Annotated in this window: 19 protein-coding genes; 13 read left to right on the top strand and 6 right to left on the bottom strand. The window is 55.9% G+C overall.

Going from position 1 to position 19,848, the window contains the following annotated elements:
- Window positions 1-66: 66 nt before the first annotated feature.
- The 5 genes from pckA to ABIE11_RS17810 all read right to left on the bottom strand — a co-directional run bounded on the left by pckA (window position 67) and on the right by ABIE11_RS17810 (window position 6,205).
- Window positions 67-1,686 carry a phosphoenolpyruvate carboxykinase (ATP) gene (gene pckA, locus ABIE11_RS17790; protein ID WP_429185009.1) on the bottom strand — a complete coding sequence of 540 codons (1,620 nt, stop codon included), beginning with the start codon at window positions 1,684-1,686 and terminating at the stop codon, window positions 67-69.
- Window positions 1,687-2,018: 332 nt separating this feature from the next.
- Window positions 2,019-2,897, bottom strand: a complete 879-nt coding sequence (gene hslO, locus ABIE11_RS17795) for an Hsp33 family molecular chaperone HslO (RefSeq protein ID WP_100778598.1) — start codon at window positions 2,895-2,897, stop codon at window positions 2,019-2,021.
- Window positions 2,898-2,920: 23 nt separating this feature from the next.
- The gene (gene hslR, locus ABIE11_RS17800) at window positions 2,921-3,322 is read right to left on the bottom strand and encodes a ribosome-associated heat shock protein Hsp15 (protein ID WP_100778599.1); all 402 of its coding nucleotides are present in this window, start codon (window positions 3,320-3,322) and stop codon (window positions 2,921-2,923) included.
- A complete protein-coding gene (gene yrfG / locus ABIE11_RS17805) occupies window positions 3,319-4,002 on the bottom strand; it encodes a GMP/IMP nucleotidase (protein WP_102105332.1) in 684 nt (227 codons plus the stop codon). Before yrfG ends, hslR begins: the two co-directional genes overlap by 4 nt.
- A 64-nt stretch (window positions 4,003-4,066) precedes the next feature.
- Entirely contained in the window at window positions 4,067-6,205 is a 2,139-nt protein-coding gene (locus tag ABIE11_RS17810; protein ID WP_429185010.1) for an intracellular growth attenuator family protein, read from the bottom strand.
- 321 nt (window positions 6,206-6,526) lie between these two features.
- Between ABIE11_RS17810 and nudE the strand changes: the two genes are divergently transcribed.
- Window positions 6,527-7,087 carry an ADP compounds hydrolase NudE gene (nudE, locus tag ABIE11_RS17815; RefSeq protein ID WP_100778602.1) on the top strand — a complete coding sequence of 187 codons (561 nt, stop codon included), beginning with the start codon at window positions 6,527-6,529 and terminating at the stop codon, window positions 7,085-7,087.
- Window positions 7,088-7,175: 88 nt separating this feature from the next.
- Here nudE and mrcA read toward each other — a convergent pair whose 3' ends face one another.
- Window positions 7,176-9,728, bottom strand: a complete 2,553-nt coding sequence (gene mrcA / locus ABIE11_RS17820) for a peptidoglycan glycosyltransferase/peptidoglycan DD-transpeptidase MrcA (protein WP_429185011.1) — start codon at window positions 9,726-9,728, stop codon at window positions 7,176-7,178.
- A gap of 119 nt (window positions 9,729-9,847) precedes the next feature.
- Here mrcA and ABIE11_RS17825 point away from each other — a divergent pair, with 119 nt between their 5' ends.
- The 12 genes from ABIE11_RS17825 (at window position 9,848) to trpS (ending at window position 19,839) form a co-directional block, all read left to right on the top strand.
- Window positions 9,848-10,630, top strand: coding sequence for a DNA utilization protein HofM (locus ABIE11_RS17825; protein ID WP_429185013.1), 783 nt, complete (start codon window positions 9,848-9,850; stop codon window positions 10,628-10,630).
- Window positions 10,627-11,145, top strand: coding sequence for a PilN domain-containing protein (locus ABIE11_RS17830; RefSeq protein WP_429185014.1), 519 nt, complete (start codon window positions 10,627-10,629; stop codon window positions 11,143-11,145). Before ABIE11_RS17825 ends, ABIE11_RS17830 begins: the two co-directional genes overlap by 4 nt.
- Window positions 11,146-11,148: 3 nt before the next feature.
- On the top strand, window positions 11,149-11,610 hold the full coding sequence (locus tag ABIE11_RS17835; RefSeq protein ID WP_429185015.1) for a HofO: 462 nt from the start codon (window positions 11,149-11,151) through the stop codon (window positions 11,608-11,610).
- Window positions 11,600-12,004 carry a HofP DNA utilization family protein gene (locus tag ABIE11_RS17840; protein ID WP_429185016.1) on the top strand — a complete coding sequence of 135 codons (405 nt, stop codon included), beginning with the start codon at window positions 11,600-11,602 and terminating at the stop codon, window positions 12,002-12,004. Before ABIE11_RS17835 ends, ABIE11_RS17840 begins: the two co-directional genes overlap by 11 nt.
- The gene (gene hofQ / locus ABIE11_RS17845; protein ID WP_100778608.1) at window positions 11,913-13,154 is read left to right on the top strand and encodes a DNA uptake porin HofQ; all 1,242 of its coding nucleotides are present in this window, start codon (window positions 11,913-11,915) and stop codon (window positions 13,152-13,154) included. Before ABIE11_RS17840 ends, hofQ begins: the two co-directional genes overlap by 92 nt.
- 297 nt (window positions 13,155-13,451) lie before the next feature.
- On the top strand, window positions 13,452-13,973 hold the full coding sequence (aroK, locus tag ABIE11_RS17850; protein WP_010436374.1) for a shikimate kinase AroK: 522 nt from the start codon (window positions 13,452-13,454) through the stop codon (window positions 13,971-13,973).
- Between the two features lie 57 nt (window positions 13,974-14,030).
- Entirely contained in the window at window positions 14,031-15,119 is a 1,089-nt protein-coding gene (aroB, locus tag ABIE11_RS17855) for a 3-dehydroquinate synthase (protein ID WP_100778610.1), read from the top strand.
- Window positions 15,120-15,211: 92 nt separating this feature from the next.
- On the top strand, window positions 15,212-16,486 hold the full coding sequence (damX, locus tag ABIE11_RS17860; RefSeq protein ID WP_429185018.1) for a cell division protein DamX: 1,275 nt from the start codon (window positions 15,212-15,214) through the stop codon (window positions 16,484-16,486).
- 67 nt (window positions 16,487-16,553) lie between these two features.
- Window positions 16,554-17,369: an adenine-specific DNA-methyltransferase gene (gene dam, locus ABIE11_RS17865; RefSeq protein ID WP_100778612.1), complete on the top strand. Its 816-nt coding sequence runs from the start codon at window positions 16,554-16,556 to the stop codon at window positions 17,367-17,369.
- Between the two features lie 41 nt (window positions 17,370-17,410).
- Window positions 17,411-18,088 (top strand): ribulose-phosphate 3-epimerase, encoded by a 678-nt coding sequence (gene rpe / locus ABIE11_RS17870; protein WP_100778613.1) that lies wholly within the window; start codon window positions 17,411-17,413, stop codon window positions 18,086-18,088.
- Window positions 18,081-18,842, top strand: coding sequence for a phosphoglycolate phosphatase (gph, locus tag ABIE11_RS17875; RefSeq protein WP_100778614.1), 762 nt, complete (start codon window positions 18,081-18,083; stop codon window positions 18,840-18,842). The genes rpe and gph overlap by 8 nt, the downstream gene beginning before the upstream one ends.
- Complete coding sequence (trpS, locus tag ABIE11_RS17880; RefSeq protein WP_100778615.1) at window positions 18,835-19,839, top strand: tryptophan--tRNA ligase; 1,005 nt, start codon at window positions 18,835-18,837, stop codon at window positions 19,837-19,839. The genes gph and trpS overlap by 8 nt, the downstream gene beginning before the upstream one ends.
- Window positions 19,840-19,848 lie beyond the last annotated feature (9 nt).

The raw sequence follows: 19,848 nt of genomic DNA on the forward strand, positions 1-19,848 counted from the left end.
TACCCGGCCTTCTCATGCTTTATAGTTCGGGTGAGCGCAGCGCCACCCGACACTATTTACAGCTTCTTACAGCTGCGGTCCTGCACTCACCAACGCCGCACCTGCTGGCGTATCGGTGTACTTCTCAAAGTTCTCAATAAACAGCTTCGCAAGGGCTTCTGCCTTCTCCTGCCACTGTTCCGGTGAGCCGTAGGTATTACGCGGGTCGAGGATATGGGTATCTACGCCCGGCAACGCCGTTGGGATTGCCAGATCGAACATCGGCAGGGTGAAGGTTTCCGCATCGTCCAGCGAGCCATCGATAATCGCGTCGATAATGGCGCGCGTATCTTTGATGGAAATACGTTTCCCCGTTCCGTTCCAGCCGGTGTTCACCAGATACGCTTGCGCGCCTGCAGCCTGCATGCGTTTCACCAGCACTTCTGCGTACTGCGTCGGGTGCAGCGACAGGAACGCCGCGCCGAAACAGGCGGAGAAGGTTGGGGTTGGCTCCGTCACACCGCGCTCAGTGCCCGCCAGTTTCGCGGTAAAGCCCGACAGGAAGTGATACTGCGTCTGGCTGGCCGTCAGGCGAGAAACCGGTGGCAGCACGCCAAAGGCATCGGCGGTCAGGAAGATCACCTTCGAGGCGTGGCCCGCTTTGGAGACCGGTTTGACGATGTTATCGATGTGATAGATCGGATACGACACGCGGGTGTTTTCGGTCTTCGAGGCATCGTCAAAATCAACGGTGCCATCAGCGAGCACGGTGACGTTTTCCAGCAGCGCATCGCGGCGGATGGCGCCGTAAATGTCCGGCTCGGCTTCGGCCGACAGACGGATCGTTTTGGCGTAGCAGCCGCCTTCGAAGTTGAACACGCCGTCGTCGTCCCAGCCGTGTTCATCGTCGCCAATTAACCGGCGCTTAGGATCGGTGGAGAGGGTGGTTTTCCCGGTCCCGGAGAGACCAAAGAACACGGCCACGTCCCCGTCTTCGCCCACGTTAGCGGAGCAGTGCATGGAGGCAATGCCCTGCAGCGGCAGCAGGTAGTTCATCACCGAGAACATCCCTTTCTTCATTTCGCCACCGTACCAGGTGCCGCCAATCAGCTGGACGCGCTCGGTCAGGTTGAAGGCAATGAAGTTTTCCGAGTTCAGGCCCTGCTCTTTCCACTGCGGGTTGGTGCATTTCGCGCCGTTCATGACGATGAAATCAGGCTCGAAATCCTGTAACTCTTCATCGGTCGGGCGAATAAACATGTTCTTCACGAAATGCGCCTGCCAGGCGACTTCGGTGATAAAGCGAACGGAGAGGCGAGTGTCGGCATTGGCGCCACAGAAGGCATCAACAATAAACAATCGCTTGCCGGAGAGTTGATTCGTGACGAGTCCTTTCAGATGCTGCCAGGTTTCCTGGGAGAGCGGCTTGTTGTCGTTCTTCCCTTTGCCCTTATCTGCCCACCACAGCGTATCGCGGGTAGTGTCGTCACGGACGATATACTTATCTTTCGGCGAACGGCCGGTAAAAATCCCGGTGTCCACGGCGATAGCACCAGTGTTCGTCAACACACCTCGCTCGTATCCCTCCAGTGCTGGATTGAGCTCTTCCTGATACAGCGTATCGTAATCGGGGTTGTAGACGATTTCCTGGACGTCGTTGATACCATAAGCCTTGAGATCTTGCGGGGTTAAGTCTTTAACGCGCATGTCACTGCTCCTTAGCCAATATGTACTGCCTGAAATTGTAGGGTTTTTCTTAGGATGTTAACCGCGACGGGGCTCATAGATTTACGTATCTGGACAAAACCCTTCCTGACGGAAAACGCTGTGACTCCTGTCACGAAGCAGGGCGGATTATCGCAGGATTCGCTTTTTTGTGGGGGGAAATGTTCTCAAAAGGTTAAAACATGGAGTATTTAACCGGAAGAATGTGAATGTAATCGCATACATGTAAGAAAGTTACGTAAGGATTACATTACGAAAAACGATTCAGCTTAAAAGGGAATTTTCCCCCTCACCGGGCGTGAGGGGGGAGGGCATCAATGAACCTGCGGATCCGCCGGGGAGGCGTTGTTGCGGATCTCGGCGATATCCATCGAGTTGAACACGTAGTGAGAACCACAGTAATCACAGTTCATATCGATTTCGCCATCTTCAGCCATGATGCTGTCGATCTCTTCGTCCGGCAGAGTACGCAGCGCGCCTGCGCAACGTTCACGGGAACAGGTGCATTTGAACTCCACGTCCTGCGGATCGTAAAGCGTCACCTCTTCTTCGTGATACAGACGCCACAGCACTTCATTCGCAGGCAGCGTAAACAGCTCTTCTGCTTTGATGGTTTCGGTCAGTGTCGCCAGATGCTCGAAATCGTTGCCCTGTGCGTTCTGGGCAGGCAGAACCTGCAGGAGCATACCGCCCGCCGCCAGTTGACCGTCCACTTCACCGGTGCGGATAAACAGGCGTGTTGGCAGCTGTTCGGAACGCAGGAAGTAATCTTCCAGGCACGCGGCCAGCGTATCGCCTTCCAGACCCACTACGCCTTGATAGCGCTCGCCTTCTTCTGGCGTAATGGTAATCACCAGGAAACCGTTGCCGACCAGCGTTTTCAAATCAGCACCTTCCGGCACCTCACCCTGCACGCGCGCCACACCGCGCATCTGCTGCTGGTTATTGCCGTTGATCACCGCCAGGGTCATCGGGCCGTCGCCCTGCAGCTGCACGGTGATATCCCCTGCAAACTTCAGCGTCGCTGTCAGCAGGCTGGTCGCCACCAGCAGTTCGCCAAGGATGTTTTTCACGGGCTGAGGATAGCTGTGGTTTTCGAGGATCTGTTTCCAGGTTTCGGATACCGTCACCAGCTCGCCGCGAACGGCAAATTGCTCAAACAGATAGCGATGTAATTGGTCGTGTTGGGACATAATTTTCTCTCTTTAAACGGCGATTACTCGTGTTCGCCGTGTTTAAATTTCATCAGATCGCGACGTTCTTTTTTATCCGGTCGCCTGTCCGGATGCGGCATAGTGAGGGCATTCATCTTGCGAGCCAGCGCCACTTTCTCGCGCTTTTCAACGCTTTCCGCCGTCTCTTCATACATCAGAACCGCTTCGGCAGCCGGGCGACGATGCTCGGTAACGGCTTTGACGATCACCGTGCGTTCATCGTTTCCCTGGCGCAGGGTCAGGGTGGCATTCAGTTCGACAAGTTTACTTGGCTTGCTGCGCTGCCCGTTGTAGTGCACCTTTCCCCCGTCGACCATTTCACGGGCCAGCGCGCGCGTTTTATAAAAACGGGCGGCCCATAGCCACTTATCCAGTCTTACCCCTTCGGAGGGTTTTTCTTTCATGGCGTCTCCTTCACGGTGAGTGAGGGGATCATTCGGCGATAGTCGTTCAGCGCCGGATGCCGCAGATAGCTTTTATCCGCCAGGCCGGAATCAGGATTCGTCACGCCCAGACAATAGCGAATACCAAATTTTGCCGCCGAATCCAGAATCGGTTCACTGTCATCAATGAACAAGGTTCTTTCGGGCTGCAAACCGGTCTCTTCCGCCACGGCCTGCCACAATCGCTGATCCTCTTTCGGATAACCAAATGTGTGGGTGGAAAGTAATAAATCAAGGTGCGACGCTAACCCGGTATGTTCGAGCTTTACCGCCAGATTGTGCGGATGCGCGTTGGTCAGCAAAATGCGTCGCTTGCCGCTCGCTTTTAGTGCATCCAAAAATGGCACCGTATCGTCGCGCAGCACCGCGTTCGGCCCCTGGGCGGTGGTCATGGCGCAGATATCCAGCCCGAGCTTTTCGCTCCAGTAATCCAGGCAGTACCAGTTTAGCGTATGCTGCACGGCGTGATACTGCTGGCGAATATAATCCTGCGCTTCTGCCGGAGTGATGCCCTGCTGCGCGCCATAAGTTTCAGGCACCAGTTTCTGCCAGAAGTGGGTATCAAATGCGAGATCGAGCAGCGTGCCGTCCATATCCAGCAGGACGGTATCAACGTCCTGCCAGGCAATATCAAGATGCATGAGGGGAACTCTCCAGCCAGAAGAAACGTGCGCGACAGGGTAGCATAACTGTCGCGCAGCGGTATTATCCGATCAGGCTGTCAGGCGCGGGGATGAGCTGCGGGTTGAGGCAGTTCTCGTAGTACTGCTGGATCTCGGCAAGACGCGTGCGCGAGCGCTGGTAGCGGCGCAGGGCGGCAATCCCGTTCCAGATAATGCACACCAGCATTGCCAGCATCAGCAGGGTGGTGCCGATATAACGCCACAATCCGGCGCTGTCCGGCATACGGTGCAGGTCAACGTGGCGCGTGCCGTTGGCGTCCGTGAAAATGCCCGTCACAATCCCTTCGGCACTGAACGGCGTTTGCATCAGCATCTGCGCCAGGCGCTGGAATTCGCCCCACTGATCCTGAGCCGGATAATCATACAGGGCCACCGGCGGATAAGGCTGGTCGACCAAATCGCTGCCCTCGTCGCTGACAATCACAAACCCACCCGGTGCCGGGCTGTTTAACGCCTGTGCCGCGCGGGTGGTTTCCCGCATCACAAACGGTGCGGTGGAGGTAGTCACCAGATTCTCAAGCGATTCGGCACTCACCGGGCGCAGCAGAACGTTCACGCCATCGAGACGCCCTGCGTCAGCGCGTTTCACCAGCGCTTCCCAGTCTTTGCTGTTCCCGAGATTCACCAGCGCGTTTTTGAGACGTACACACTCATCTTCCGCAGAGCATAAATCCTGGGTTTTCATCACGATGTCGCCAAAATCATCCAGCAGCACCATTCCGGATTTCTGAATCGCGGCGCGCAGGGACTGGCTTACACGGGAGTTGTCTTCCGGCTTTGGATGAAGCTGGCGGCTCAGCGCCTGCGTCAGGGCTGTCGCTTTGCTGACCGTGTCTGATTCCGGCAGCGGCAGCGGTGGGGCGTCGTTCCAGATGATTTGTGAGCAATCAAACGGCGTAAACGGTGAATTCTGCCGCGTGTTCCAGGTGCCAGGCGCATGGATATTACACATGCCCGTTCCTTTCAGCTTCAGCGTATCACCCACGCGCACACCGGCCTCTTCCAGCTGATTAACGCTGGTGGCTTCAATGGTTTGCGCGCCTTTGATCCAGGAAAGAGTGAATTTGATCGGCATATCGAGCGGCACCAGCAAAATCAGCATCGCCAGCACCAGCGCAGCGCCACCGGCGATGACGGTACTGCGCAGCCAGTGCTGCAGCGGGAAGTTTTTCACTTCATCATGAAGCGATAAGAAACGGCCCTGACGCACGACGTGACGGTCGAGGTAAATATCGATATCGGTTTTCTGCCCTAAATCCTGAGCGATCCACGGCTGCCAGTGGCGGGGATAGATCAGGTCGATAATCCCGAGCGAAATGTTGTTGATATGCTCCTGATCGTTCTCGCCGAACAGCCCCCAGCGCTTTGGCGTACCGCGCAGGCAGTGGATTTCCCGCAGCGCGGTTTTGGCCGGTTTCGCGAACAATCCCCACAGGCCTGCGGCCAGCAGCAGAACGGCGCCGCCTGCGAGCCACGGTGCGAAGACGTCGGGCGTCATCAGGCAGAAGAAAAAGAGCAGGAAGGCGGCAACAATAAGGACCGCTTCACGAATGCCGTCCGGGCGGCTGAGGGCGTACTCTTCGTGGGTTTCCTGGCGAATATTCAGCAGTTCGATCTGCTCGGTCTCTTCGCCACGAATGGACGCCTGCGTGCCGCTGGTGCGTTCCAGCGCAAAGCGCGGCGCTTCCTGAACATATTCGCTCAGTGTATGACCATTCAGGGCAATCACCAGCGGGATGGAATCCGTATGGATCAGCTCAACGCTATTTTCGTCATTAATATATTGTTCCCAGAACGGCGGCAGATGCACCTCGACGGAGTCGAGATAGTAGCGCCATTTATTGGGATCGTCGGTGTTAATGCCGTAGCGGGTGATCGAGCGCGTCACGCAGAGCACAGTATCGCTTTGCGCGTTCAGCGTCAGGGAGATGGGCGGGGTGCTGGCGCCGGTCGGGCCTGGCGTCTGCAGGACACGGTTCAACGTATCAAGGTAATTTTCAATCGCGCTGCGCTCTTCAGGTGCGAGCTTACGCGTGGTGGCTCCGGCAAAGGCGTTTAAAAAAGGCAGACGGTATTGCCGTTGTGCCCGACGCCTGAATAACCACCCTGCGAGCAATGCGCAGGCCAGCATAGCAACGAAAATTATTAGAATGGTGCTCATGCTTTCCCCATCTTACTTATCTTCAGGTGTTGTCAGTTGCACCCTTTACCGTGAATGAGTCTCTGTGGTTGGCTATCGGCAAGTATGGAGTCGAACTTGAGCGTTTTGAAGCGCATCCCAGTGACCGGAGATAATAGCAAAGGCAGCGAAGGCGGGATATCAGCAAATTCCTGGAGTTATTTCAACCTCTTGACTTTTGTTGTGAAATGAGGATTAACTCACGATACGTTGCAAAAATGTAAATAAAGAGCGATTGACATTGCCGAAACCGTGCGGCGTATCGCACAATGCACTCAGTTCACACAGCAAAGACCCATCAAGATGAGCAAACCCTTACAAAAGCCCACCATTCTGAATGTTGAAACCGTCGCCAAATCACGCCTGTTTACGGTGGAAAGTGTCGACCTGGAGTTCAGCAACGGCGTGCGTCGCGTATATGAACGTATGCGGCCCTCCACGCGCGAGGCGGTGATGATCATCCCCATTGTGGACGATCACCTGATCCTGATCCACGAATATGCGGTGGGCACAGAATCCTATGAGCTGGGTTTCTCGAAAGGGCTTATCGATCCCGGTGAAACCGTTTTTGAAGCGGCGAATCGCGAGCTGAAAGAAGAAGTGGGTTTTGGCGCGAAAGATCTAACGTTTTTGAAAAAGCTGAGCATGGCGCCGTCCTATTTCTCCAGCAAAATGAATATCGTGCTGGCAGAAGATCTCTATCCGGAGAAGCTGGAAGGGGATGAGCCTGAGCCGCTGCCGCAGGTGCGCTGGCCACTGGCGCATCTGATGGATCTGCTGGAAGAACCCGATTTTAACGAAGCTCGTAACGTGAGTGCGCTGTTCCTGGTGAGGGAATGGCTGAAAGGACAGGGTCGGCTGTAGCGCGTAAAAACCGGGTGAGGTATTAAGCTTACCCGGCCTGGATTGTTAAAAACGGCAGCCCCAGGGCTGCCGTTTTGCATTTTACTTCTTAGAACAACTCGTGCGTCTCGCCGTTATCGATAAGCTCGGTTCCCACCTCATGCACTGCCTGTGTGGTCGGCTGCGTGCCTTCGATGAAATACTCTGCCCGGCTGTTGCCACCGTTCGCTAACTGACCGGTGCTGCGATCGATATTCACCGTCACGATACCCGGCGGAGGGGTAAGCGGCTGCTCTGGTACGCCCTCAAGAACCGCTTTCATGTAAGCATCCCAGGCTGGCTGCGCACTCTTCGCTCCACCTTCGTAACCCGAAATCTGATCTTTAATCGCGCCGGATGCCGTCGTGCGACCTAAATCGCGGCGGTGATCGTCAAAACCGATCCACACGGAGGTCACCACGCCCGGGCCGTAACCTGAGAACCAGGCGTCTTTCGAGCTGTTGGTGGTGCCGGTTTTACCGCCGATATCGTGGCGCTGCAAATCACGCCCCGCGCGCCAGCCCGTACCCTGCCAGCCCGGTTCCCCAAAGATGTTGGTGTTCAGCGCGCTTTTGATCAGGAACGACAGCGGCGTGTTGATCACGTGCGGTGCATACTCCTGCGCGCCGCTTTGGGCGACCAGCGCCTGGTTTGCCTGCTCAAGCTGCGGCTGCGGAACGACGGCGTTTTGCTGCTCCTGCGACTGAGCAACGTCTTCCATATCTTTGTTATCCAGCACGTTTGATTTTGGCGTATCGCCATAAATCACCGGAATATCGCACTCCGGGCAGGCGATTTTCGGTTTCGCCTCAAACAGCACGCCGCCCTGATCGTTTTCAATCTTACTGATGAAATACGGGTCGACCAGGAAGCCGCCGTTAGCCATCACCGAGTAACCGCGTGCCACCTGTAATGGCGTAAAGGAGGCGGAGCCGAGGGCCAGCGATTCCGTATGCACAATATTTTGCGCCGGGAAGCCGAAGCGCTGCAGGTACTCTGCCGCGTAATCGACGCCCATTGCGCGCATCGCGCGAACCATCACCACGTTTTTGGACTGCCCAAGACCCTGGCGTAAACGGATAGGGCCAGAATATTCCGGCGGGGAGTTTTTCGGCTGCCAGTCGGAACCGGCACCCGCATCCCAGCGTGAAATCGGTACGTCGTTGAGAATACTCGCCAGCGTCAGACCTTTATCCATCGCCGCGGTATACAGGAACGGTTTGATGTTCGAGCCGACCTGGCGCAGCGCCTGCGTCGCACGGTTGAATTTGCTCTGGTTGAAATCAAAGCCGCCAACCAGCGCCATCACGGCACCGTTTTGCGGATTGATCGACACTAGCGCGGAGTTCACGTCGGGAACCTGCGCCAGCCACCACGCGTCGTTCACCTGACGCACCCAGATTTGCTGTCCGGTTTGCACTGCATCGGTCACTTTACGCGGCGTCGGGCCTTGCGCTGTATCAGAGCGATACGGACGCGCCCAGCGGATACCGTCCATGCGCAGCGACACGGAGGTGCCGTCGGCCATCATCGCGGTGGCTTCCTGCGGATCGGCACTGGTGACCACAGCCGGTAACAGCGGCCCGTAGGTCGGCAGCGTTTTCAGGGAGTCGATGATTTTTTTGCTGTCCCATGCACTTTCGCCCACTTTCCACAGCACGTTCGACGGGCCACGGTAGCCGTGGCGCATGTCGTAATCCATCACGTTGTTACGTACCGCCTGCTGTGCCGCCTGCTGCACTTTGCGGGTGATGGTAGTGGTGATCCGGTAGCCATCTTCATACGCCTGCTCGCCGTAACGGCTGACCATCTCCTGTCGAACCATTTCGGTCAGATAGGGGGCGGAGAAGGCGATTTCCGGCGCGTGATAGTTGGCGTCGATGGCGTCGTTGCGCGCCTGATCGTACTCAGTCTGGCTGATGTAGCCTTCGCTCAGCATGCGCGACAACACCACGTTACGACGCGCAGTGGCGCGGTTGAGGGAGTAGAGCGGGTTGAACGTTGACGGCGCTTTCGGCAGACCGGCAATGGTCGCCATCTCGCTTAAGGTCAGCTGATCGACAGGTTTACCGAAATAGACCTGCGCTGCTGCACCTACGCCATAGGCGCGATAGCCCAGATAGATCTTGTTGAGGTAAAGCTCAAGGATCTCGTCTTTGCTCAGCAGTTGCTCGATGCGAATGGCAAGGAACACCTCTTTGATCTTACGCGTCAGGGTTTTTTCCGGGCTCAGGAAGAAGTTACGCGCCAGCTGCTGCGTGATGGTACTCGCCCCCTGAGAGGCACGACCAGAGAACAGCGCGACGCTGGCGGCACGGAAAATCCCCACCGGATCGACGCCATGGTGTTCGTAAAAACGGCTGTCTTCCGTGGCGATAAAGGCTTTCACCATCACCGGGGGAATCTGGTTAAGGGTCAGCGGGATACGTCGTTTTTCGCCGTACTGGGCGATCAACTCGCCATCGGCGCTATAGACCTGCATTGGGATCTGGAGTCGCACATCACGCAGTGTGGCGACATCGGGTAGTTGCGGCTCAATATATTTGTACAAACCATAAATCGAGCCTGCTCCCAGCAGAATGCAACAGAATGCAAGGATCAATAAATACTTTACGAACTTCACTGGAGATTTCCCATTTAGTTTCACTTGGGCAGTTTCTAAACAATCGCGCGGTAGTATAAAGGCAAGCCTGAAGCATTGATAGAGCCGTCACCTGACGGGCGATAAGGAGATCGTGAAGTATGGCTTTCAAAACGTGGCGAACAGGTTTTCATCTTCAACAAGATAGCGTTCTGGCTGTCTCAGTCACCCAGGAGCGCACCGGGTGGTGCCTGCGCCGCTGGTGGCATATCCCGCTACCGGCGGGGATTATCCGCGACGGGAAAATTATTCAGCCGGAACAACTGGTTGCGGCGCTGAGAGACTGGAGTCAGGCTCTCCCCCATTACCACCGCCTGTTTATCGCATTTCCGGCCGCCCGCACGCTGCAAAAGACGCTGCCTGCTCCGGCGCTGACGTTACGCGAAAGTGAACAGGCGTCGTGGATTGCCTCAGCGATCTCCCGTGAACTGGAAATGCCGACAGAAGCGCTGTGCTTTGACTATACGCAAGACACCTTTAGCCGTGCCTTTCATGTGACGGCCGCACAAAACCAGGAGGTGGCGGCGCTGTTAACGCTCGGGGAGTCGTTGCGTCTGCATGTGGCGGCGATCACGCCCGACGCTGCGGCGCTGGCGAATCTCCTGCCGCTTCTTGACCCTCCCGCGCAGTGCGTGGCGTGGTGCGACGGCCAGCACTGGCTATGGTCGATGCGTCACCAGTGGGGGCGAAAACGCGCGGATGAGGCGAAAGATGTGGCCGAGCTGGCGGCCCTGTTAGCGCTTAGCCCTGAGGATATCGCGCTCTTCGACGGCGCAGCGCGTGATCCCTTTAGTCTGCTGGCGCGTTCTCAGCCGCCACTGCCTGAATGTGGCGCGGATTTTACCGTTGCTCTGGCCCTCGCGATGGGAGAACTCTTCGAGTGACAACGACTAACTTTTTGCCGTGGCGCCATCAGCAACAGCATGCCTGCTGGCGTTTTTGGGTATGGCTGTTTGCAGGCTCCGGCCTACTTTCTCTTGCCGTGATGATAAGCCTGCGAACCGGCGAGGGGCTTAAGGTGCGGGCGCTGGAGGCGCATCTGGCGGGTGAGCGCGTGATTCAACAAAAGCTGCACGCCCATCACGCGCAGTGGCTGGCGCTGCAGAAAGCGCACCCGCAAACCCTGCAAGTCGGGGTACAGCGCGCGAAAACACAGGCCTGGCAATCATCGTTGGTTTCACTGGCATCAGTGATGCCGGCGCAGGCGTGGCTGACAGAGCTTCAGTACCAGAAGCCTCGGCTGATGTTAACGGGGTTTGCCGCGACACCCGTCGCCCTTTCTGCACTGGCGGCGTCGCTCAGGCAACTGCCGGATTTTACTCTCGGGCCTGCAGGTGAAATGCAGCAGGACGCTGAGGGACGCTGGACGTTCAGTTTTACCCTCACAAGTCAGGGGTGAACCGTGCGCCTCTTTTATGAACGCTGGTATGGGTTTCTACCGCGGATGCGCCTGTTCTGCTGGAGCCTTTTTACCGTCGCCGTACTGCTGGGTGCCTGGCTGCTGGTGGCGCGTCCGGTTATTCAGCAGCTCTCGCAGCTTGAGGTAAAGCGAAGTCAGGCTGGCGCAGAGCGCGCTGAATTATGGGCGAGTGAAGCGCAGCCACATCCGGTTTTGGCTGCGCCGGTGATCCCCGCGTCGCTGCCGTTTTCTCCACTGGATTTTCAAAGCGACGGCGTGCGGCTGGTGCGCTGGCTGCCTGGCGCGAACGGAGGTGAATTAACGCTGAAAGTGGACTGGGCGCAGATTCCGGCCGTGTTTGAGCGGCTCGCGCAGCGTGGGATGGGAGTGAGCGGGTTTTCCGTCAAGCCGGAGGAGACGCGGTTACAGCTGGTTTTGCAGGTGGAGAACACCGATGCGAACTGAGCTGCGCTGTCTGATTTTGTGTTCACTGGCACTGCTCACCGGCATGCGTGACCCCTTTCGCCCGCCGGACGATCGCTGTGCCACAGGGACATTAGCGCGCTGGCGCTATCAGGGGATGATCCAGAGCGGAAGTGCTGTGGGTATCGTCAAGGATGAACAGGAGCGCTGGCATCGCATACGGCAGGGCGAACGACTGCCAGCGGGCTGGCAGGTGCTGACATTCAATGAAACGGAAATGGTCGTCGGGCTTGGCGAGGGATGTGAGCCGAAAGCGTGGCGATGGAAACGAGAGGGAACGAAGAATGAAACGACTCAGGAGAATCATCCTGCTGATGATGCTCAGCATGCCGACATGGGCCGCAGTGCCAAAACCCGTCACTCTGGCGGTGGATGATGTGCCTGTGGTGCAGATTTTACAGTCACTGGTGGAGCTTGAGGGCCGCAATCTGATTGTTGCACCGGACGTGAAAGGCGCGCTTTCGCTGCATCTCACCCATGTGCCCTGGCGGCAGGCGCTGCACATCGTCGTGACCAGCGCCGGACTGGTGCTGCGCGAAGAGGGCGGCATTTTCTATGTCAACACTGCCGCAGGGCAACGTGAGCAGCAGACGCGAAAAGAGGAGGAGCTGGCGCAGCAGAAACTGAATGTGCCGCTCTCCTCGCGCGCGCTCTCTTTAGCCTACGCGGATGTCACCGAGCTGCAAAAAGCGGCGGAAAAACAGCTCAGCCCCAAGGGCAGTCTCTCCGTGGATAAACGCACCAACCGCCTGCTGGTGCGGGATATACCCGTAGTACTCGATTCTCTGGAGCACTGGGTCGAACAGATGGACCTGCCCGTGGCCCAGGTGGAACTCGCCGCCCATATCGTCACCATCAATGAAAAAAGCCTGCGTGAACTGGGGGTGAAGTGGAATCTGGCGGAGGCGCAGAGTGCCGGTTCACCGGGGCAAGTCACCACGCTGGGTGCGGATTTGTCAGTGGCAAGCGCCACAACGCACGTCGGATTTAATATTGGACGGATCGACGGCAGGCTGTTGGATCTGGAGCTGTCGGCACTGGAGCAAAAGCAGCAGCTGGAGATCATCGCCAGCCCACGGCTATTGGCGTCGCATATGCAGCCTGCCAGTATCAAACAGGGCAGTGAAATTCCGTATCAGGTGTCCAGTGGTGAGAGCGGGGCGACATCGGTGGAGTTTAAAGAGGCGGTGCTGGGGATGGAAGTGACGCCCGTGGTGCTTCCAAATGGCCGCGTGCGATTAAAGTTACACATTAGCGAAAACATGCCTGGCCAGGTTTTACAGCAGGCCGATGGCGAAACCCTGGCGATTGATAAACAGGAAATCGAAACGCAGGTGGAAGTAAAAAGCGGTGAAACACTCGCGCTGGGGGGAATTTTCTCGCAAAAGAATAAAACGGGCAGTGACAGTATTCCGGGTCTCGGTGGACTTCCCTGGGTGGGGCAACTCTTCCGCCACGACGGTAAGGATAACGAGCGGCGCGAGCTGGTGGTCTTCATCACACCGCGTCTGATTAGTATTCAATAATGGAAACGATCCCCGCGAGGATTTTGCAGCCAGTTTGTTGCAGATGTTTGACGTGGGGCATGAATTAGCATACAAGGAGTACCGATTTGAGTTTCAGCTTCTCCTAATCTTACCTCTTGTTGCTTTAAGCATCTGGCGTGGTGATTTAATCAGTTGCCAAACAAGCAGGACTACTGAGATAATTTTTAGTCTGACTCTCGCACTATCGCATATGAGGTTTCAGTTCATGTCCTGCTACGCTGAGTGTCTGCGAAGCGGGGATTACCATTAACGAATAGTCTTAGTAGTACCGAAAAAATGGCAGAGAAACGCAATATCTTTCTGGTTGGGCCTATGGGTGCCGGCAAAAGCACTATTGGGCGCCAGTTGGCTCAACAACTCAATATGGAATTTTACGATTCTGATCAAGAGATTGAGAAACGAACCGGAGCTGATGTGGGCTGGGTCTTCGATGTAGAAGGCGAAGAAGGTTTCCGTGACCGTGAAGAAAAAGTTATCAATGAACTTACGGAAAAACAGGGCATCGTGCTGGCAACGGGCGGTGGTTCTGTAAAATCTCGCGAAACTCGTAACCGTCTCTCCGCCCGCGGCGTTGTGGTCTATCTTGAGACGACCATCGAAAAACAGCTGGCACGGACGCAGCGCGATAAAAAGCGCCCGTTACTGCAAGTTGAAACGCCTCCACGTGAAGTTCTGGAAGCATTGGCCGGTGAGCGCAATCCACTGTACGAAGAGATTGCTGATGTAACCATTCGTACCGACGATCAGAGCGCTAAAGTGGTTGCAAACCAGATTATTCATATGCTGGAAAGCAACTGATTCTGGCTTTATATACACTCGCCCACGGGTATAAGCATTTAAGGTGGATGTCGCGTCATGGAGAGGATTACAGTTACTCTCGGGGAACGTAGTTACCCTATCACCATCGCGGCTGGCTTGTTTAACGATCCAGCTTCCTTCTTACCACTGAAAGCGGGTGATCAGGCAATGCTGGTCACCAACGAGACTCTGGCTCCGCTTTATCTCGACAAGATTCGTCATCTGCTGGAACAGGCAGGCGTGAAGGTCGACAGTGTGATTCTGCCTGATGGCGAGCAGTATAAAAGCCTGGCGGTACTCGATACCGTCTTCACCGCATTACTGCAAAAACCGCATGGTCGCGATACGACACTACTTGCCCTGGGCGGTGGTGTTGTTGGCGATCTGACGGGGTTTGCTGCGGCAAGTTATCAACGTGGTGTTCGTTTTATTCAAATTCCTACCACGTTACTCTCGCAAGTCGACTCCTCAGTTGGCGGCAAAACGGCCGTCAATCATCCGCTTGGCAAAAACATGATTGGCGCGTTCTATCAGCCTGCTTCGGTGGTGGTGGATCTCGACTGTCTGAAAACTCTGCCTAAACGCGAACTGGCGTCAGGCCTTGCTGAAGTGATCAAATACGGCATTATTCTGGACGGTGAGTTCTTCACCTGGCTGGAAGAGAACATGGATGCGCTGCTTAACCTTGACGGTCAGGCGCTGGCGTATTGCATCCGCCGTTGTTGTGAGCTGAAAGCAGAAGTCGTTGCAGCGGACGAGCGGGAAACCGGCTTACGTGCTTTACTGAATCTGGGGCATACGTACGGTCACGCGATTGAAGCCGAAATGGGCTACGGTAACTGGCTTCATGGTGAAGCGGTCGCTGCAGGCATGGTCATGGCTGCTCGCACCTCCGAACGTCTGGGTCAGTTCACGAAAGAAGAGACTCAACGCATCATCACGCTGCTGGAGCGCGCGGGTTTACCCGTGACGGGACCACGCGAGATGTCTTCGCAAGCGTATTTACCCCACATGATGCGTGATAAAAAAGTATTGGCTGGCGAGATGCGTTTAGTCCTCCCGCTGGCAATAGGGAAGAGTGAAGTGCGCGGCGGAGTGTCGCACGAAGTGGTTCTTGGCGCGATTGCTGATTGCCAGCAGGCGTAACAACTAGAAAGGTCTGGCTACTGTCAAAGGTGGCTATTTAGATTCAGGTGCAATGCAACGTCGTAAGCATGAGCCTTTGAGTGGGGTGTTAAATGGATGAATTCAAACCAGAAGACGAGCTGAAACCCGATCCCAGCGATCGTCGTACTGGTCGTTCTCGTCAATCTTCAGAACGTGATAACGAGCCGCAAATCAACTTTGACGATGTTGATTTGGATGCAGACGATCGTCGTCCGTCACGCAGCCGCAATGCGCGTGATGAGCGAGAAGAAGAAGAGGGTTATGAGTCCGAAGAAGATTCAATGGACGAAGAGCCTGTAGAGCGTCGCCCACGCAAACGTAAAGCGGCAGCCAAAAAACCGGCTTCCCGCCAGTACATCATGATGGGCCTTGGCGTATTTGTCCTGCTGCTGCTGATTATCGGCATCGGCTCCGCGCTGAAAGCACCGTCAACGGATTCCACTGAGCAGACGCCTTCTGCCGAAAAGAGCATTAATCTTTCGGGGAATGACACTGCCGATCAGGCCAATGGTGCGCAGCCTGCGCCTGGCACAACATCTGCTGAGCAGACTGCAAATGCGACGCAGGATGTTTCTCTGCCGCCTGTCTCCTCAACGCCAACTCAGGGTCAAACGCCTGCTACGCCAGAAGGCCAGCAGCGTGTAGAAGTTCAGGGCGATCTGAATAACGCACTGACCCAACCGCAGAGCCAGGATCAGGTGAACAACGTAGTGGCTAACTCTACGCTGCCAACCGAGCCTGCGACGGTAGCTCCGATTCGTGGTGGCGCGGCTCAACCGCAAACCGCAGCAACGGAAACCAAACCGCGTCAGACTCAGACCCAGACTGCGCCTCGACCAGAGCGCAAACAGGCTGTCATTGAGCCGAAGCGTGAAACCAAACCGCAGACGGTTGCGAAAGCGCCAGAAGCGAAACCTGTTGCACAGCCTAAGCAGACCGAAACCGCAGCCGTGAAAGCGCCTGCTGCGACGACGACTGCACCGAAGGCCACGACCTCAACGCCAGCAGCTGCGCCAGCTGCGACGGCAACGGCCAGCGCTGCAGCCACGGGTAAATCTACGGGAAACGTGGGTTCGCTGAAATCAGCGCCTTCCAGCAACTACACGCTTCAGTTGAGCAGCTCTTCCAGCTACGACAATCTGAACGGCTGGGCGAAGAAATCAAATCTGAAAAACTATGTGGTTTATCAGACGACCCGCAACGGACAACCCTGGTATGTGCTGGTGAGCGGTGTGTACGCGTCTAAAGACGAAGCGAAACGCGCAGTTGCCGCGTTACCTGCGGATGTTCAGGCGAAAAACCCGTGGGCGAAACCGATTCATCAGGTTCAGGCTGATTTGAAGTAATGGTTAAAGCGCAGGATGCTGTCGGAGCTTTTTCCACAGCCGGAGAAGGTGTAATTAGTTAGTCAGCATGAAAAAAAATCGCGCTTTTCTAAAATGGGCAGGGGGGAAATACCCCCTGCTCGACGATATTAATAAACATCTGCCGAAAGGCGAGTGTCTTATCGAGCCCTTCGTGGGCGCCGGGTCGGTGTTCCTGAACACCGACTTTTCTCGCTATATCCTTGCGGATATCAACAGCGATCTCATTACCCTCTACAACATCGTTAAAACTCAGACAGATGAGTATATCGATGCGGCGCGTCAACTCTTTACCCCAGAGAACAACAACCCGGACGCCTACTATCAGTATCGCGCCGAGTTCAACCAGAGCACGGATGCGTTCCGTCGCGCGCAGTTGTTCTTGTATCTGAACCGTCATGGCTACAATGGCCTGTGCCGGTACAACCTGAAGGGTGAATTCAACGTGCCGTTTGGCCGCTACAAGCGTCCCTACTTCCCGCTGGCCGAGCTGCAGCATTTTGCCGAAAAGGCACAGAAAGCGGAGTTCCATTGCATCTCGTATGAAAAGTGCATGGAAATGGCGAACGCGGACTCCGTGGTTTATTGCGATCCGCCATACGCCCCGCTCTCGGCCACTGCGAATTTTACCGCTTATCACACCAACAGCTTCAGCCCGAAAGAGCAGGCTCATCTGGCTGAAATGGCGGAAAAGCTGGTCAGTAAGCAAATCACGGTGTTAATTTCGAACCATGACACGCCTGATACTCGCGAGTGGTACAAAGCGGCGAACGATCGTATTCAGCTTAAAGTGCGGCGCAGTATCAGCAGCAACGGCGGCACACGTAAAAAGGTGGACGAACTGCTGGCTCTTTATCGACCCTGAGCCGTTTCGCCCGCCGGTAACTACATTTCAAGGAGATGCGGATGAAACAGTTTTTGATTGCTCCCTCAATTCTGTCAGCCGATTTCGCCCGCCTGGGTGAAGATACGGCCAACGCCTTAGCCGCCGGTGCGGATGTGGTCCATTTCGACGTCATGGACAACCACTACGTGCCGAACCTGACCATCGGCCCGATGGTTCTTAAAGCGCTGCGTAACTACGGCATCACCGCCCCGATTGACGTTCACCTGATGGTGAAACCGGTCGATCGCATTGTGCCGGATTTTGCCGCCGCAGGGGCCAGCATCATTACCTTCCATCCCGAAGCCTCCGAGCATGTCGATCGCACACTGCAGCTGATTAAAGAAAACGGCTGCAAAGCGGGCCTGGTGTTTAACCCGGCAACCCCGCTCAGCTACCTTGATTACGTCATGGATAAGCTGGATGTGATCCTGCTGATGTCCGTTAACCCAGGCTTTGGCGGCCAGTCCTTTATCCCGCAAACGCTGGATAAACTGCGCGAAGTGCGCCGTCGTATTGATGAGTCTGGCTATGATATCCGCCTGGAAGTGGACGGCGGCGTGAAGGTCAACAACATTGGCGAGATCGCGGCGGCGGGTGCGGATATGTTCGTTGCCGGCTCGGCGATTTTCGACCAACCGGATTACAAAAAAGTCATTGAAGAAATGCGCGCTGAACTGGCAAAGGTAAGTCATGGATAAGTTGAAGGCAATTCGGGGCGTCGCGTTCGACCTCGATGGCACGCTGGTCGACAGCGCGCCAGGTTTAACCAGCGCAGTGGATCAGGCGCTCTATGCGCTCGAGCTGCCAATGGCAGGCGAAGATCGCGTAGTGACCTGGATCGGTAACGGCGCAGACGTGCTGATGGAACGTGCCCTGACATGGGCGCGCCAGGAGCGTGCGATTCAGCGCGCCGCGCAGGGTAAACCCGGCGTCGATCACTCGGATATCCCCCAGGACGAGCAGTTACGCGTCCTGCGTAAACTCTTCAATCGTTACTATGAAGAGACGGTGGAAGAGGGCAGCTTCCTGTTCCCGGACGTGGTGGAAACCCTTAGCGCGCTGCATTCTAACGGCCTGCCGCTGGCGCTGGTAACCAACAAGCCGACGCCGTTTGTCGCCCCGCTGCTTGAAGCGCTGGGCATCGCGAAGTACTTCTCCGTGATCGTCGGCGGTGATGACGTACAAAACAAAAAGCCGCATCCTGAGCCGATCTTACTGGTCGCAGGAAAACTGTCGTTATCGCCTGAACAGCTGCTCTTTGTCGGCGATTCGCGCAATGATATTCTGGCGGCCAAATCGGCAGGATCCCCCTCCGTCGGCCTAACCTATGGCTACAACTACGGTGAAGCCATTACGCTGAGTGAGCCGGACGTGGTGTTCGATCACTTCAAAGATTTACTGCCCGCACTCGGGCTTTCGCACAGTGAACATCAGGAATCGAAAAATGACTAAGCCCATCGTATTTAGTGGCGCACAGCCTTCAGGTGAATTGACCATTGGTAACTACATGGGTGCGTTACGTCAGTGGGTCAACATGCAGGATGATTATCACTGCATCTACTGCATCGTGGATTTACACGCGATTACCGCGCGTCAGGATCCAGAAAAACTGCGCAAAGCAACGCTGGATACGCTGGCGCTGTACCTGGCCTGTGGCATCGATCCTGAGAAAAGCACCATCTTCGTGCAGTCTCACGTGCCAGAACACGCACAGCTCGGCTGGGCGCTGAACTGCTACACCTATTTTGGTGAACTGAGCCGCATGACCCAGTTCAAAGACAAATCCGCGCGCTACTCCGAAAACATTAACGCCGGTCTGTTTGACTACCCGGTGCTGATGGCAGCAGATATTCTGCTGTACCAGACTAACCAGGTACCGGTCGGTGAAGACCAGAAACAGCATCTGGAGCTTAGCCGTGATATCGCCCAGCGCTTCAATGCCATTTATGGTGATGTCTTCAAAGTACCAGAGCCGTTCATTCCGAAATCCGGCGCGCGCGTGATGTCTCTGCTTGAGCCGACCAAGAAGATGTCCAAGTCCGACGATAACCGTAATAACGTGATCGGCCTGCTGGAAGATCCGAAGGCGGTGGTTAAGAAGCTTAAGCGCGCAGTGACCGACTCCGACGAGCCGCCTGTTGTTCGCTACGATGTGCAGAACAAAGCGGGCGTATCAAACCTGCTGGATATTCTCTCCGGCGTGACCGGTCAGAGCATCCCTGAGCTTGAGCAGCACTTCGAAGGCAAAATGTATGGTCACCTGAAAGGGGAAGTGGCTGAGGCGGTTTCCGGCATGCTGACTGACCTGCAGGAGCGTTATCACCGTTTCCGCAACGACGAAGCGTTCCTGAACAACGTGATGCGCGACGGTGCCGACAAAGCCAGCGCCCGTGCGTCCGAAACCCTGAAAGCGGTGTATGACGCGATTGGGTTTGTGGGTAAGCCGTAAGCCGTTGCC

This window comes from Lelliottia sp. 489 (assembly GCF_050435885.1).
GTDB lineage: Bacteria > Pseudomonadota > Gammaproteobacteria > Enterobacterales > Enterobacteriaceae > Enterobacter > Enterobacter nimipressuralis.